This is a genomic window from Streptomyces malaysiense, from assembly GCF_000980885.2.
GTDB lineage: Bacteria > Actinomycetota > Actinomycetes > Streptomycetales > Streptomycetaceae > Streptomyces > Streptomyces malaysiense.
Genome location: NZ_LBDA02000062.1, coordinates 94,454 through 107,681 on the forward strand (window position 1 = coordinate 94,454; position 13,228 = coordinate 107,681).

13 protein-coding genes and 1 tRNA gene are annotated in these 13,228 nt (G+C 71.1%); 8 read left to right on the forward strand and 6 right to left on the reverse strand.

Annotation, left to right across the window (positions count from 1 at the left end; translation table 11 throughout):
• Positions 1-115 precede the first annotated feature (115 nt).
• Positions 116-616 carry a hypothetical protein gene (locus VT52_RS26225; protein WP_053055725.1) on the forward strand — a complete coding sequence of 167 codons (501 nt, stop codon included), beginning with the start codon at positions 116-118 and terminating at the stop codon, positions 614-616.
• A 94-nt stretch (positions 617-710) separates the two neighbouring features.
• Here the strand turns inward: VT52_RS26225 and VT52_RS26230 are convergent, their stop codons facing one another.
• Together VT52_RS26230 and VT52_RS26235 are read right to left on the reverse strand one after the other, a co-directional pair.
• Entirely contained in the window at positions 711-1,100 is a 390-nt protein-coding gene (locus tag VT52_RS26230; RefSeq protein WP_053055727.1) for a hypothetical protein, read from the reverse strand.
• A gap of 438 nt (positions 1,101-1,538) precedes the next feature.
• Positions 1,539-1,614 (reverse strand) — tRNA-Arg (locus VT52_RS26235).
• Between the two features lie 274 nt (positions 1,615-1,888).
• Between VT52_RS26235 and VT52_RS26240 the strand changes: the two genes are divergently transcribed.
• The 6 genes from VT52_RS26240 to VT52_RS38970 all read left to right on the forward strand — a co-directional run bounded on the left by VT52_RS26240 (position 1,889) and on the right by VT52_RS38970 (position 9,394).
• Positions 1,889-3,511, forward strand: a complete 1,623-nt coding sequence (locus VT52_RS26240) for a dynamin family protein (protein ID WP_046427950.1) — start codon at positions 1,889-1,891, stop codon at positions 3,509-3,511.
• 330 nt (positions 3,512-3,841) lie between these two features.
• The gene (locus VT52_RS26245) at positions 3,842-5,824 is read left to right on the forward strand and encodes a GTPase (protein WP_107481450.1); all 1,983 of its coding nucleotides are present in this window, start codon (positions 3,842-3,844) and stop codon (positions 5,822-5,824) included.
• 317 nt (positions 5,825-6,141) lie between these two features.
• On the forward strand, positions 6,142-6,618 hold the full coding sequence (locus VT52_RS26250) for a single-stranded DNA-binding protein (protein WP_046427953.1): 477 nt from the start codon (positions 6,142-6,144) through the stop codon (positions 6,616-6,618).
• 215 nt (positions 6,619-6,833) lie between these two features.
• Positions 6,834-8,234, forward strand: coding sequence for a TQXA domain-containing protein (locus tag VT52_RS26255; RefSeq protein ID WP_420856310.1), 1,401 nt, complete (start codon positions 6,834-6,836; stop codon positions 8,232-8,234).
• Positions 8,235-8,442: 208 nt separating this feature from the next.
• Positions 8,443-8,847: a nuclear transport factor 2 family protein gene (locus tag VT52_RS26260; protein WP_046427955.1), complete on the forward strand. Its 405-nt coding sequence runs from the start codon at positions 8,443-8,445 to the stop codon at positions 8,845-8,847.
• Between the two features lie 160 nt (positions 8,848-9,007).
• Complete coding sequence (locus VT52_RS38970; protein ID WP_240509881.1) at positions 9,008-9,394, forward strand: hypothetical protein; 387 nt, start codon at positions 9,008-9,010, stop codon at positions 9,392-9,394.
• 227 nt (positions 9,395-9,621) lie between these two features.
• Here the strand turns inward: VT52_RS38970 and VT52_RS26270 are convergent, their stop codons facing one another.
• Together VT52_RS26270 and VT52_RS26275 are read right to left on the reverse strand one after the other, a co-directional pair.
• A complete protein-coding gene (locus VT52_RS26270; protein ID WP_046427958.1) occupies positions 9,622-10,290 on the reverse strand; it encodes a YdcF family protein in 669 nt (222 codons plus the stop codon).
• 591 nt (positions 10,291-10,881) lie between these two features.
• Complete coding sequence (locus tag VT52_RS26275; RefSeq protein ID WP_046427960.1) at positions 10,882-11,382, reverse strand: YfbM family protein; 501 nt, start codon at positions 11,380-11,382, stop codon at positions 10,882-10,884.
• A 74-nt stretch (positions 11,383-11,456) separates the two neighbouring features.
• Between VT52_RS26275 and VT52_RS26280 the strand changes: the two genes are divergently transcribed.
• Positions 11,457-11,756, forward strand: coding sequence for a hypothetical protein (locus VT52_RS26280; RefSeq protein WP_046427981.1), 300 nt, complete (start codon positions 11,457-11,459; stop codon positions 11,754-11,756).
• A 459-nt stretch (positions 11,757-12,215) separates the two neighbouring features.
• Here VT52_RS26280 and VT52_RS26285 read toward each other — a convergent pair whose 3' ends face one another.
• Together VT52_RS26285 and VT52_RS26290 are read right to left on the reverse strand one after the other, a co-directional pair.
• Positions 12,216-12,542 carry a carboxymuconolactone decarboxylase family protein gene (locus VT52_RS26285; protein WP_046427962.1) on the reverse strand — a complete coding sequence of 109 codons (327 nt, stop codon included), beginning with the start codon at positions 12,540-12,542 and terminating at the stop codon, positions 12,216-12,218.
• A gap of 317 nt (positions 12,543-12,859) precedes the next feature.
• Positions 12,860-13,201, reverse strand: a complete 342-nt coding sequence (locus VT52_RS26290; RefSeq protein WP_046427965.1) for a DUF5958 family protein — start codon at positions 13,199-13,201, stop codon at positions 12,860-12,862.
• Positions 13,202-13,228: the final 27 nt, after the last annotated feature.

Sequence of the window (13,228 nt, forward strand, 5' to 3'; positions counted from 1 at the left end):
CCGCGGACGCTTGGGAGGGCTCCCCGGTACTCCACGGCCGGCCGCCACGACGTGGTGACCAACAGCGCACATGCCGCGCTGGGCACCGGTCCGACAGCACCAGGAGGAACCACCGATGGCCGATCAAGAGAACAAGTACGAGTACTTCACCGAGATGCACCGTGGCTACGATCCGCCCCGCGTGATCGGGCTGTGGCGTCGCCGCGACGACGAGTTCTGGGAGTACGTCTCGTTCCTCGATTGGGCATGGCACCCGGTAGGCGATAACGGGGCGGTGAAGAGCCCGCCGATGGCGACCAGCCTCGAGCCGATCTCGGCCGAACGCGCGGCGCAGTTGGAGGCCGACCGGCAGGGCTGGGTCCAGCACTGGGCGCTGTACCTCGACGAGGCGGAATACCGCGACGGTGTCACGCCGGTCACGGTGGTGCGTCGCCGAAGCAGCCCCGAGCGTGTGATGGACGAGGCCTTCGTCGTCGGGGACAAGTGGGCACCGGACCCGGTCATCCACGAGTTCACCCACTCCCGCTCCGACCACCATCTGGAGGAGATCACCGTGGAGCGGGCGGGGAGCCTGATCCGTGAGCTGCGTGGGGTCACGGGAGCAACGGAGCTGTGAGCGACGAAGAACCCGGGTGGAGCGGGGAGGGCCCGGAGGCTCGGCTTCCCCTCACCGCTCGGGTCGGGCGAACCGCACGCCGACTCGGCCGACGTCAGAGGCCTCGGCGCGACTTGCGCTGAGCGCGCTTCGCTTCCTTCTCCGCTTGCTTCAGCGCCGCCCGCTGCTGCCGCTCCGCCTCGCGGGCGGCCGCTGCCGCCTCCTTCTCCTCGGCGCTGTCACACAGCAGTTCGGCGACGGAGAAGCGGCAGCCGAAGCCGTGCGTGTCGCCGTCGTTGACCAGCAGGAAGCCTTCGCCGGTCCGGAACAGCCGGGTCCTTACGGGGTTCAACGGGTGTCGTGCCTGGTAGGAGCGGGCGCGCTCTTCCAGGCGGGCCAGGGCGTCCTCGCGCGTGCCGAGGAAGTGCTCCAGAACCGTCGCCGAACAGCTGTGGGTGTACGTCCCCCGCATCTCTTCGACGATCAGGCCCCACCGCTGTGACATCGCTCCCCCGATCCCAGAGTCCGGGAGACCGGTTCCCGGCCTCCGCGGCGTACGGCTGTCTCCCCACCACCGGCGCGTGCCCAGCGTACGGTCTGATCCGCTGTCACGAACCGGGCCCCCGCTCCTCCGGCGACGACAGTGTCGCCGTGCTTCCGGCCACCTGCGCCCGCTGCGCCGGCGGGTGGCCGCCCGATCCGGAGAAGCGGCTGGAAGCGGCTGGAAGCGGCTGGAGATCTTCCCCCCGGGAGTCGTCCACCGGCCGGGGTGTCGGCCCGGAACTTCGACACGTATTCGACGCGGCCACCCGCAAGATCCCGGTGCCGGCCGGATCGCCCCGGAGCCCGCCCTTGATCACCAGAGGCGCTTCTGGGGCTGACGCGCGCCCGGCCGCACCCACTTTGACCAGCAAAAAGCCCTCCCCGAAGGGAGGGCTGCGGATGGCGCCCCCGGCAGGACTCGAACCTGCGGCCAAGCGCTTAGAAGGCGCCTGCTCTATCCGCTGAGCTACGGGGGCCTGGTGGCGCGTTCAAGGATAAAGCTCCCTGCTCGCCGACCCTGTCGCTTCGCCTCCGTGGCTCGATGTGGAGGTTCGGTGAAGCGGTCCTGATAATCGCAGGCGGGTACGAATCGTGCAGCGCTTTTGGCGTCCGACGCCACCGGGTGTTGTGCACTCGTTATGCCTGGCCCGCGCCCATGTCCCAGTCGCCCCATCCGCCCTTTCTGTTCCGTCGGCGCGCAGGCATGTCCATATGCTTCAGAATTCCCCTAAAATTGGGCATTCTTCACATGTGGTGACCTTGGACGTACGGCCTCAGCTGCTCGACACACTCTCCGCTCTGCGCGACCGTGTCGCCGCCGCACGCTTTCCGCTCCCCCTGGCCGGGGCCCCACGCGCGCGTGCCAACCGCGACGAACTCCTCGCCCAGCTGGACGACTATCTCGTGCCCAGACTACGGGCCCCCGAGGCGCCGCTGCTGGCCGTGGTCGGCGGGTCCACCGGCGCGGGGAAGTCGACCCTCGTCAACTCCCTCGTCGGGCACCGCGTGAGCGAGGCCGGCGTACTCAGGCCGACGACCCGCACCCCGGTCCTGGTCTGCCATCCGGCGGACCATCACTGGTTCAGCGGCATGCGCGTCCTGCCCGACCTCGCGCGCGTCTGGGTGCCCCACCACGACTCCCGCGACGACGACCTGCTGCTCCCGGGCGATCTCCCCGGCGACCAACCGGTCCGCGCCCTGCGCGTCGAGACCGCCGACACCCTGCCGCGCGGCCTCGCCCTCCTCGACGCCCCCGACGTCGACTCCCTGGTCGCCGAGAACCGCGTCCTCGCCGCCGAACTGCTCTGCGCCGCCGACATCTGGGTCATGGTCACCAGCGCCGCCCGCTACGCCGACGCCGTCCCCTGGCACCTGCTGCGCACCGCCAAGGAGTACGACGCCACGCTCGTCACCGTCCTCGACCGCGTGCCCCACCAGGTGGTCTCCGAGGTCTCCCGGCAGTACGCCGCCCTGCTCACCAAGGCCGGCCTCGGCGACGTGCCCCGCTTCACCGTGCCCGAGCTGCCCGAGTCCGTCTGGAGCGCCGGCCTGCTGCCCGCCACCGCCGTCGCCGCCCTGCGCACGTGGCTCGTCCAGCACGCCCAGGACCCCGGCGCCCGGCAGTACGTCATGGCCCGTACAGCCCAGGGCCTCCTCGACTCGCTGAGAACCCGCATGCCCGAGCTGGCCGGGGCCGCCGCCGCCCAGTACGCCGCCGCGCTCCGGCTCACCACCGCCGTGGAGGGCGCGTACGACAGGGAGCACGCGCGCCTGCGCGACCGCCTCCAGTCCGGCGCCGTACTAGCCGGGGGCGCCCTCAAACGCTGGCGCGCCTTCCCCCTGGACTGCACCGCGGGCGAACTCCTCGACGCCCTCGTGGAGAGCCTCGGCGCGCTGCTGCTGTGCGCCGTCACCGCAGCCGACGAGCGGGTGGCCGAGGCGTGGCGCCGCGAGCCCGCCGCCACGGCCCCGGGGCTCGCCGGGTGCGACCCCTCGCCGGAGAGCGCGGAGCACCGGATCGGCTTCGCGGTACGGCGCTGGCGGCGGGAGCTGGAGGAGTACGCAGAGGACGAGGCGCGCCAGCTGGACCGCAGCGTCGCGCCCGACCCCGAGGCCGTCGCCGCCCTCGTCGCCACCGCCCTGCTGGGCGGCAGACGGGGCCGCCACGCGGGCGAACGGCTCGCCGACCGGGTCGGCGCCCACGGCGCGCTGCGCCTGCGCGACCGTGCGGAACAACTGCTCACCGAGCACGTGGACCGCGTCGTCCACCGCGAACGCGAACGCCGCCTCGCCCCGCTCGACGCCCTCGACATCCATCCCGAACCCCAGGCCGAACTCATCGCCGCCCTGTCCGTACTGCAGAAGGAGAGGTGACCGGTGTCCGCCGTCACTGACCAGGAGCACATGGACCACACAGATCGCGTCGAGCCCAGGGACCCCGTGAGCCCCGTCGACCCCATCGGCCCTGTGGACCCCGTCAACCCCATCGACCACATCGCGGGTCCGAGGAGCACCGACATCCGGAAACAGGGGGAGAGCATCCCGGGGGGCCACGCCCACGGCGCGGTGGCGGACGGCCGGGCCGACAGGGCCGGAGACGGAGACGGAGACGGAGACGGAGACGGTGACCGTGACAGAGACGGTGACGGTGCGACGGTCACCGCGGTCCCCGCTGCGGAGGACCGGGGGGAGGAAGGTACGCCGATGCCGGACGCGAGCGGGGTCGTAGCGGACGAGGCCAGCGAGGGCGCCGAGGACGGAGCGAAGGCGGCGGCCCTGGGCTCGAAGGGTGAGGAGGGCGGACCCCGCGCGCCGGAAAGCGGGCCCGGCGGCCCCTCCCGCGCCGCGCGAGCCCTCCGTACCGCCGATCCGGAAGGCGCCCCGGCCACCCCCTCCAACTCACCGGAACGCTCGACCGGCTCAGCCCTCTCCACCCCTTCCTCTTCCTCTCCCTCCACCCCCTCCATCCCCTCCGGCTCCTGGGACGACGGCCTCATCGCCCGCCGTATCACCGACGCCTCGGCCGCCGTCGCGCTCGCCACCCCCCTGGAGCCGGTCCCGGCCCGTGGCGGGGCCGCCCGAACCGTCGTCCCACTCGCCTACGAAGGCCCCCTCCGTTCCCGTCTCGACGCCCTGCGGGAGCTGGTCGGGCTCTCCCGGACACGGCTGGACGGCGAGACCCTCGCCGAGGCGGGCCGGGTGCTGGACAAGGCGGCGGACCGGCGCAAGCTGTCCGGGCGGCACACGGTCGTCGCGATCGCGGGCGCCACCGGCAGCGGCAAGTCGCAGCTGTTCAACTCCCTCGCCGGGGTGGCCATCTCGGAGACGGGAGTACGGCGCCCGACCACCTCCTCGCCGATCGCGTGCAGTTGGAGCGACGGCGCCGCGGGACTCATCGACCGGCTCGGCATCCCGGGCCGGCTGCGCCGCCGTCCGCTGAACAACCCGGAGTCGGACGAGCAGTTGCGGGGGCTGGTCCTGATCGATCTGCCCGACCACGACTCCGCCGCCGTGCAGCACCGTGAACAGGTCGACAGGATCCTGAAGCTGGTGGACGCGGTGATCTGGGTCGTCGACCCTGAGAAGTACGCCGACGCCGTGCTGCACGAGCGCTATCTGCGGCCCATGGCAGGCCACGCCGAGGTCATGTTCGTCGTGCTCAACCAGGTCGACCGGCTGCCCGGAGAGGCCGCCGACCAGGTCCTGGACGATCTGCGGCGGCTGCTCGACGAGGACGGCGTGGCACTCGGCGAGCACGGCGAGCCCGGCGCCACCGTGCTCGCGCTGTCCGCGCTCACCGGTGAGGGGGTCGGCGAACTGCGCGAGTCGCTCGGCGAGTTCGTGGCCGAACGGGGCGCGGCGGCCCGCAGGGTCGCCGCCGATGTGGACGCGGCCGCGGCCGGACTGCGGCCCGTCTACGCCGCCGGGCGCCGGGTCGGGCTCAGCGAGGAGGCGCGCGAGGAGTTCGCCGCGCGGCTCGCGGACGCGGTGGGCGCCACCGCGGCGGGCGAGGCCGCCGAGCGGGCCTGGCTGCGCAACGCCAACCGGGCCTGCGGCACACCCTGGCTGCGCTTGTGGCGCTGGTACCAGAAGCGCGGTACGGCGGCGACCGGCCGCCATCGGTCAGGAGCCCAGGCCGACGAGGAGGCGACGGCGCGGCAGCGCGTGGAGCAGGCGGTCCGTACGGTGGCCGACCGGGCCTCGGCCGGGCTGCCGGGGCCGTGGGCGCAGGCGGTGCGCGAGGCGGCCGTACGCGGGGCGCAGGGGCTGCCGGAGGCCCTGGACGAGCTGGCGGAACGGGCCGGGGGCCCCTCCGGGCGGCCGCCGCGGCCGGGCTGGTGGCCGGCGGCGGTACTGGTCCAGGCGGCGATGACGCTGCTCCAGATCGCGGGCGGGCTGTGGCTGGCCGGGCAGATCGCCGGGGTGATGGCGCCCAATCTGGGGGTCCCGGTGCTGCTGATGCTGTGCGGGATCGTCGGCGGGCCCCTGGTGGAGTGGGGCTGCCGGATGGCCGCGCGGGGGCCGGCGCGGCGGTACGGCCAGGACGCGGAACGGCGATTGCGCGAGTCGGCGGCGAGCTGTGGCCGGGCGCGGGTGCTGGATCCGGTGGCGTCGGAACTGCTGCGGTACGGGGAGGTGCGGGAGCAGTACGCGAGGGTGGCGCGGGCGGAGGCCGGGGTGGGGTGAGTCCCGCCGGTGCCGAGTGCTGCGCCGTGCCGCATGAGTCCGTGCCGTAGCGCGTGAGTTCTCTTCCCTGTCAGGCGAGTTGACCCGGTACCGGTCGGTGTCGTGCGAGGCAGGGCGGGGCAGGGCGGTTCGCCGGTGGTGGTCACTCGTGTGGGTGGCGGAGTTCTCCACAGGTGTGGGGGCCGTCCACAGCGCTCTGCGGGCCCGGCCCGACGGCGGCAGTCTGGGGTCGTGGCAGACGCCGCCGTACGGGACGGGCCCGTACGTACGTCCGCCCGCCCGGCCGAGGGCGCCGGGCGGGGGAGGGGAGCGCGAGGATGCACGAGACCGTGGTCTGTGTGGTGGGCAATGTGGCGACCGCGCCGGTGTACCGGGAGCTGGCGGCGGGGCCGTCGCTGCGGTTCCGGCTCGCGGCGACCGCGCGCTACTGGGACCGGGAGAAGAGCGCCTGGACGGACGGGCACACCAACTTCTTCACGGTGTGGGCCAACCGCCAGCTCGCCGTCAACGCGATGGCGTCGGTGGAGGTGGGGCAGCCGCTGGTCGTGCAGGGCCGGCTGAAGGTGCGCACCGACGGGCGCGAGGGGCAGCAGCAGTGGGCGTCGGCGGACATCGACGCCACGGCGATCGGCCATGACCTCTCGCGGGGTACGGCGGCTTTCCGTCGCGCTGGCAAACCGGAACCCCCTGCCGGGGCCGCTCGGCCCGAACCCGACTGGGCCACCCCGGTTCCGCCGGACACCGGCGAGGACACTCCCGTCCAACAGGTCTCGGAACCAGCCACAGTGACGTGAAGTCAGCTGTCCACCCGGGTGGATTTGTCGATAAGGGCTGTTCAAGGGTGGTCCGGCGATAACGATTCCGGATCAGAAACGCAATCTGATCATCCGACCGGCCGGGGAGGCGCAGCCCGAGTCCATAGGATGCCGGGCATGCCCCTCGGGGCTGCCGATTCTGCTGGTGGGACCCGTCCCCCACGTCCAACGGGTCCTGCTCGAAGGGGAATTCTGTGCTTGCTGCGCTCTCTGGGTTCTGCCGGTCCACCACCGTGGCCCGCCTGGCCGCCACCGCCACGGTGTCCGGGCTCGTGGCGGCCGGTGTGCTGTCCGGCGCGGGTACGGCCGCGGCCGATGTGGCGCCGCAGACCGAGGGCGGGGCGAGCGCCACCCTGGACGGTCTGAAGACCTTCGGTGAGGCCGTGGTCCATGACGCCGGCGGCGACCAGCGGGTGTCGGCGGGGCTGTTCGAGATGTCGGTGGACGGCGGCGGCACCCTCCAGACGTACGGCGTCGACCTGCACAACCCGGTGCAGCGCGACGCCCACTACCAGGAGACGTCCTGGAGCAGCACCTCGCTCGGCGGCAACCGGGACGCGGGCAGGATCCGCTGGATCGTGCAGCACTCCTACCCCCAGGTCAACGACCTCGCCGCGCTCGCCCACCGGGCCGGCGTGGGCAGCCTCACCGAGCAGGACGCGGCGACCGGCACCCAGGTGGCCATCTGGCGGTACTCGGACCACGTCAAGGTCGACGCCGTGACCCCGGGCGCCGAGAAGCTCGCCGGCTACCTCCAGCGCAGCGCCCGTACCAGCGGCGAGCCGGCGGCCTCGCTGACCCTGGACCCGGCCGCGGTCTCCGGCCGGCCCGGAGGCGTGATCGGCCCGGTGACCGTGCACACCAACGCGGGCGCGGTCACGGTGATACCGCCCGCGGACGCGGCCACCAGCGGGGTGCGGATCACCGACAAGACCGGCAAGGCGCTCACCACGGCGAAGAACGGCAGCCGGATCTACTTCGACATCCCGAAGGACGCGGCGGACGGCTCCGCCCAGCTGAGCGTGCAGGGTTCGACGACCGTCCCGGTGGGGCGCGCCCTCGCCTCCGACAGCCGCAGCCAGACCCAGATCCTGGCCGGCTCCAGCGAGTCCGCGGTCTCCGCGAGCGCGACGGCCGACTGGGCCGCGCAGGGCGCGATACCGGCGGTGTCGGCGCGCAAGGACTGCGCCAAGGGCACGGTGGACATCACGGCCGCCGACAAGGGCGACCAGCCCTTCACCTTCAGCCTGATGGGCGCCGAGCACACCGTCCCGGCCGGCGCCACGCACACCGTCCCCGTCCCCGTGCAGGAGGACCAGGGCTACGACTTCACGATCACCGGCGCGAACGGCTTCACCCGCCGCTTCGCGGGCGTCCTGGACTGCAGGATCCAGGGCACGATCGTCTCCAGGACCGCCGCTCAGACCGTCGGCGAACCGACCCCGCTGGCCACCCCCGCCCCCGACGACACCGACCTCGCCGCGACGGGCGGCTCCGCCGTCACCCCCCTGATAGCCGGCGCCGCCATCGGCCTGGTCGTCATCGGCGGCGCGGTCCTGGTCCTCCTGCGCAAGCGGGAGCAGCCGGGCGAGTGAGGCCCCTTGCCGCGTCCGGACTTCGACCGGCGCGGACCCCTTCAGTCGGGCGGCCCGATCGGCGGGCCGCGGCGTGAGCGATCCGCGGGGACTTCGCTCTCCTTCCTGATCCGGCCAAAGGAAGGACGTGTCAGCCCGTGTCCGCCTGGACCCGGGTCGGCCACGGCCCGGCGTGCCTAGGCTGTCCCCGCCACGGAAGGGCGGTGCCATGGAGGCTGACTCCCGGACCAGAGACGCGATCGAGGAGCACTGGCGGGCCTCGGAACGCGGGGACACCGAAGCCGAGCACGCCATCTACGCCGCGGACGCGATCCTGGACTACCCGCAGTCCGGTGAGCGGTTCAGGGGCCGCGAGCGGATCTCCGCGCAGCGCGGCGGGCACCCGGCAGACCGGCACTTCACCGTCCGGCGGATCACCGGCCACGGCAGTCTGTGGGTGAGCGAGTGCGTCATCACTTACGACGGCGTTCCCTCCTACTCGGTCAGCGTCATGGAGTTCACCGGCCGGCACGTGGCGCACGAGACGCAGTACTTCGCCGCCCCCTTCGACGCGCCGGCCTGGCGCGCCGCACTGGCGGAACCGATGCCCGGCCGAACCATCGCCGGGGCCTGATCCCCGCCCGCCTCCACGAGAGGACATGAAAAGGCCCCTCACCAGAGGGCTTCCCACCGATGAGGCGCCGTCTCACGCAGCCTGGGCCGTACTTGGGCCGTACTTGGGCCGTCATGGGCCGTGACCGGCGGCCCGGTACATCGCGGAGACGGCTTTCCGGGTGCGTATCTCGCTGGACGGCACGAGGCGGGTGCCCAAGGAGCAGGTCCTGGCGAGGATCTCGCCCTTGGCGGCGAGGGCGGCCACCTGTCACGATCAAGCCGTGGTCAACCCTGCAAAGATCGCGAGGCGGATGGACGCCCTCCTCACACGATTCGTGGCGCGGACGGACGTCCTCTTCCCGAAGATCGCGAGGCCGGTGGGCATACTCCTCGACCTCGTGGGTGGCCCCGTGATCGGTGCACTGCTGTTCTCCGAAGGGATCAAGACCTACCGCGACGGTGGATCCGCAGGCTGGCCCATCGCGGGATCCGCTCTGCTCCTGATCAACTTGCGGGTGGCCTGGCGACGATTCTCCCGACTCAGGAAGCGCGTCACGTCGCCGTAGCGGCGAAGGGCGACCGGCGGCGGCAGATGCCCCGGCAACCGGCAGTGCCCCACACCAGCCTTCGCGGGCTTCCTGGCAGCCTGCCCCGCACGAGCAAGGTGACGGGCCTGGGCTGTGCGGCGGCAGCCAGGACGACAGCCGCCGGCCCGGGACGCGGGCGCCGGGCTTCCACGCGCCCCGGATCGGAGTTGGGGCCGGTGCGCACAGCGCGCCCGGATTCCGGCAGGTCAGGAAGCGATCAGTCGGCTGGTGAAGCCGTCGCGGATGAGGGATTCGTACGCTTCACGCACGTCGGCCGGGACCTCCTGTTCGATGGCGAATCCGCGCCTCGGGTACTCGATCACCCGCTGGAGATCACCGACGAGCATGTCCAGGACGAGCTTCTCGTCACCGATGGACTTCACGTAGTCGTACAGATCCAACGGCTCCGACGCACAGCGGATCTCGACGCCGGGCCACAGCTTGCGGGCGGTCGCGTACGAGCGCCGTTCCATGTAGGGCTTGGAGACCAGCAGCACGGTGGCCGGGGTGATGCCGGCGGCGGCGAGGACCTCACGAGAGAGGGTGATGTTCTGCCCGGTGTTGCCGGCGGACGGTTCGAGCAGGATCGCCTCGGAGGGGACACCGAGGCCGATGGCGTGCTCGCGGAAGTGGACGGCCTCGCCGCGTGGGAAGACCTTGGCGGTGGTGGGGCTGTTGCCGCCGGTGAAGACCAGGGTCGGGAACAGCCCGGCGCGGTACAACTCGGCGGAGCGGGTGGCGACGCTGAGGTCGTGACTGCCCAGGCCGATCGCCACGTCGACGGGCCGCAGCGCGTGGTGCATCTGGTGGTACTCCCAGATCAGCGCGGCCCGTTGCCACTGCTCCTCGGTGCTGGCCTGCTGGTTGTCGCTCACGCGTCCCTCCCTGGTCGCCGTCGCCGGGGGCGGTCCGGATCTCTCACGGCCGGCTTCCACCCGCCGACCGCCTGATGCCGGCAGCCCTCGTGCAGTGCAACACGAGCCACGGCCCGACCGGCGATCCTCCATGACGGACCTGGCCGAGAACTTCGGTCTGGAGGACGACTGCCGGTTGCCTGAGTGATCGTTCCTGCGCCCGCTCGGGGCCGTGCGAGGACGCCCAGGGACACTCGATGGCAACCGACAGCGACAGACCCCTCACAGCCGCCACCAGTGAAAGCCCAGGTCACAGCGCCCCCGCCCAACGGGTTTCCGCGCAGGGGTGGCGATACGGCAAGATGGGGAACTCCAGAACTCCGGCAACCAGATCGCCCCTTGGGGAGGGCCACTCCCCCATCGGGACCCCACCGACCTGGTGAGCACGTGCCACATGCGTGCCAGAACAGGCGGGGAACAGCGGGGAATCACAGAGTGAGGAGCAGCGCACCGAGGGACGGCGATCATGCCGTTTCGGCAGGTCAGAGGTCTAATTGCCCTCCAGATGACCTAAGCTTCCCGAGCTGAGGTCCCACCGCAGTCGAGGGCCCGTCAGTCCAGCCAGACGAGCATCGCGTCGTCCGCCCCGGCAGCAGCCTCGAAGAACTGTGTGAGGCCGTCGTACCAGGGGCGCCCCCATTCCAGTGAGCCGGGTTCACTCCATCCCAGGGGATAGACCTCGGCGCTGGCCAGCTCAGCAGGATCCACGCCACTGACGAGCTGGTCATAGCTGGTAGTCCGTAGAGCTTCCGCGGCGAGCCGGACCCGCTCAGGCCGCAGGTACCTCGGAGGCCCGTAGCCCCAGTCCTCGTCCTCGGCGAACGACTCCTCGCCATGGATCACGTTCACGGGGAACTCTGCGTGCGCCAGCAGGAAGCGGAGCATGTCCCAGGTCTTGTACGTACTGAAGTGGCGTGCCTCGGTCGGCGCAGGCTCCGTCTTCTCCTCGGCGTCCTGGACCTCTTCGACGAAGTCCAGAGCCCAGCCGGGATCTTGGATCGCTCGATCAAGCTCAGCAGCCGTGACACGCAGGTACTCACCGATCATGCTCATGGTCGGAGACTAGGCGTGGGCAGTGACATTGGGGCCACGGCCGCGACGGTGCAACCTCCATGAAGGGGGCTGTGATGGAAGATCAGGTTTGGCAGTTGCGTCGAGGTCATGAGGTCGTCGGTGTCCTCACGCTCGAAGCCGTCGACATGTTCTGGACCGACTGCCGGTTCGAGCCCTCAACTGGCTGGCCAGCCCTCAAGCCGTTCATTGACGCATCGCGGGCCGCATGGGAGCGGAAGGACGAGGGCGCGGCCATCGCGGCCGACGAGGCCATCTATGCACTTGGCCTCGAATTGGTGCCCGAAGGCGGGGGTGAGGTCATCAGAGACTTCCTGCTGAGGATTCACGGCGATACCGCACGCTTCCGGTACTGAGCCGTTGGGCCGGCGGTACAGCAGCGAAGTACAACAACCCCGGCAACCGGTAGCGCCCCACGCCGACTCTCAGAGGCTTCCGGCGGCCTGTATGACCGCTGACGACTGATCTCTGTAGAGCTACGCATCAGAAAGACATCTGCGGCTGACTTCAACAACGCCGGACGGGGGCGTACACCAGCGTCTCTGTCCGGCCGCCGCGCCAGTCGACGGCCGGGGCTGGCACAGGCTAGGAGCGAACTCCTGAGGGGGCGCAGGTTCTGCCGTGACACGGTTCTGCATGGGTGGCCCGGACGGTCCTGAGAGCCACGCGACGGGCGGCGACGGGAGTTCGGCGCCGTTATGGGGTTGGTCCGTCTGGGCGACGGTACGCGATTTTGCCGGTACTGCTCAGCCGTCGGCCGCGCCCAGGCGTCACTGGTGGGCACGGCCGTCAGCTGCAGACTTTGGGCGAGATCTCTATACGCGGCCCTGGGCCTCGGCGTCGGCGACTGCGATCGTGATGCCGAGGGCTTTGGCGATGTTGCCGGCTGCCGTCATGACGCGGGCTGTACCCACGACAGGAGCGATGGCGACAAGGACATCCTGCACCTGCTCGGCGGTCAGGCCGGCTTGGATGGCGGGGTCGATGTGGGCAATGTATGAGATCGGCGGGGCGTCCGAAGCCGCGAGGGCCGCGATGCGGGTGAGCAGGAGCGTGTCCGGAGCCAGTCCGCACCGCTCAACCGAGTCGACCGTCATCGCGGCGATGGTGTCCAGTACAGGGGTTTCAGATGCTGTGGCCATGGCAGTCGTCTCCTGTTGGTGTCGTGAGGGGGATCCACGGGGGCCGACGCGCATGAGCTCCCTTATAGGGCAGCCCTTCGTTCGACCGTAAGCCCGTTTCCGGCGGATCGCCCATCGAGGAGCAGTCCGAGGAGGGAGCCGTAAGATCACGCCGCCGGGCGGCTCCGTCGTCTGGGCCGTCTCTGGGCTGTCCGAGGCTGCTCGGCAGCGGCCAGTGACGACCAATGACAACTGCTTAGGAACCCAGGAGCATTGCTCGGACCTGCGAAAATCCAGGTCACCAAGATCCCCGGCAAGACCCAGGGCAAGAAGACATTTCAGGTTGCGTCGCGTGGCGGATCCGGCAGGTTGTGCCACGCGTGACTGCATCCGCCGGCACACTGCAGCGTTCGCCTGCGGGTGTCGGCGATGCTGAAGAGGGCGACGAGCAGGCGGAATGACTTGGTGAGTTCGTAGGCCGGAAGCGCTTCCATTCCGAAGCGCCACTTCGTGAGCATCACCGCTGGCGTGTGAGTAGGGCGGATACCGGAACGCACGATGCTCTCCGGCACGTCTTCTTCGCGGGCGCGTGCCTGCCCGCAGAACAACACCAGTGCGTGCAGGACCCTGCGTTGGTCACCCTCTGAGAGACCCTCGAACCACTCGACGCCCCCGTCCACAGGTCTGAGCTTGGCGTTTAACCTCGC

What these genes read in the sequence shown, in the direction of transcription:
- VT52_RS26280 (WP_046427981.1), top strand. Translation starts at nt 11,457, where the DNA reads ATGGAAGATCAGGTTTGGCAGTTGCGTCGAGGTCATGAGGTCGTCGGT.
- VT52_RS26245 (WP_107481450.1), top strand. Translation starts at nt 3,842, where the DNA reads ATGCCGGACGCGAGCGGGGTCGTAGCGGACGAGGCCAGCGAGGGCGCC.
- VT52_RS26230 (WP_053055727.1), bottom strand. Translation starts at nt 1,100, where the DNA reads ATGTCACAGCGGTGGGGCCTGATCGTCGAAGAGATGCGGGGGACGTAC.
- VT52_RS26260 (WP_046427955.1), top strand. Translation starts at nt 8,443, where the DNA reads ATGGAGGCTGACTCCCGGACCAGAGACGCGATCGAGGAGCACTGGCGG.
- VT52_RS26275 (WP_046427960.1), bottom strand. Translation starts at nt 11,382, where the DNA reads ATGAGCATGATCGGTGAGTACCTGCGTGTCACGGCTGCTGAGCTTGAT.
- VT52_RS26285 (WP_046427962.1), bottom strand. Translation starts at nt 12,542, where the DNA reads ATGGCCACAGCATCTGAAACCCCTGTACTGGACACCATCGCCGCGATG.
- VT52_RS26225 (WP_053055725.1), top strand. Translation starts at nt 116, where the DNA reads ATGGCCGATCAAGAGAACAAGTACGAGTACTTCACCGAGATGCACCGT.
- VT52_RS26250 (WP_046427953.1), top strand. Translation starts at nt 6,142, where the DNA reads ATGCACGAGACCGTGGTCTGTGTGGTGGGCAATGTGGCGACCGCGCCG.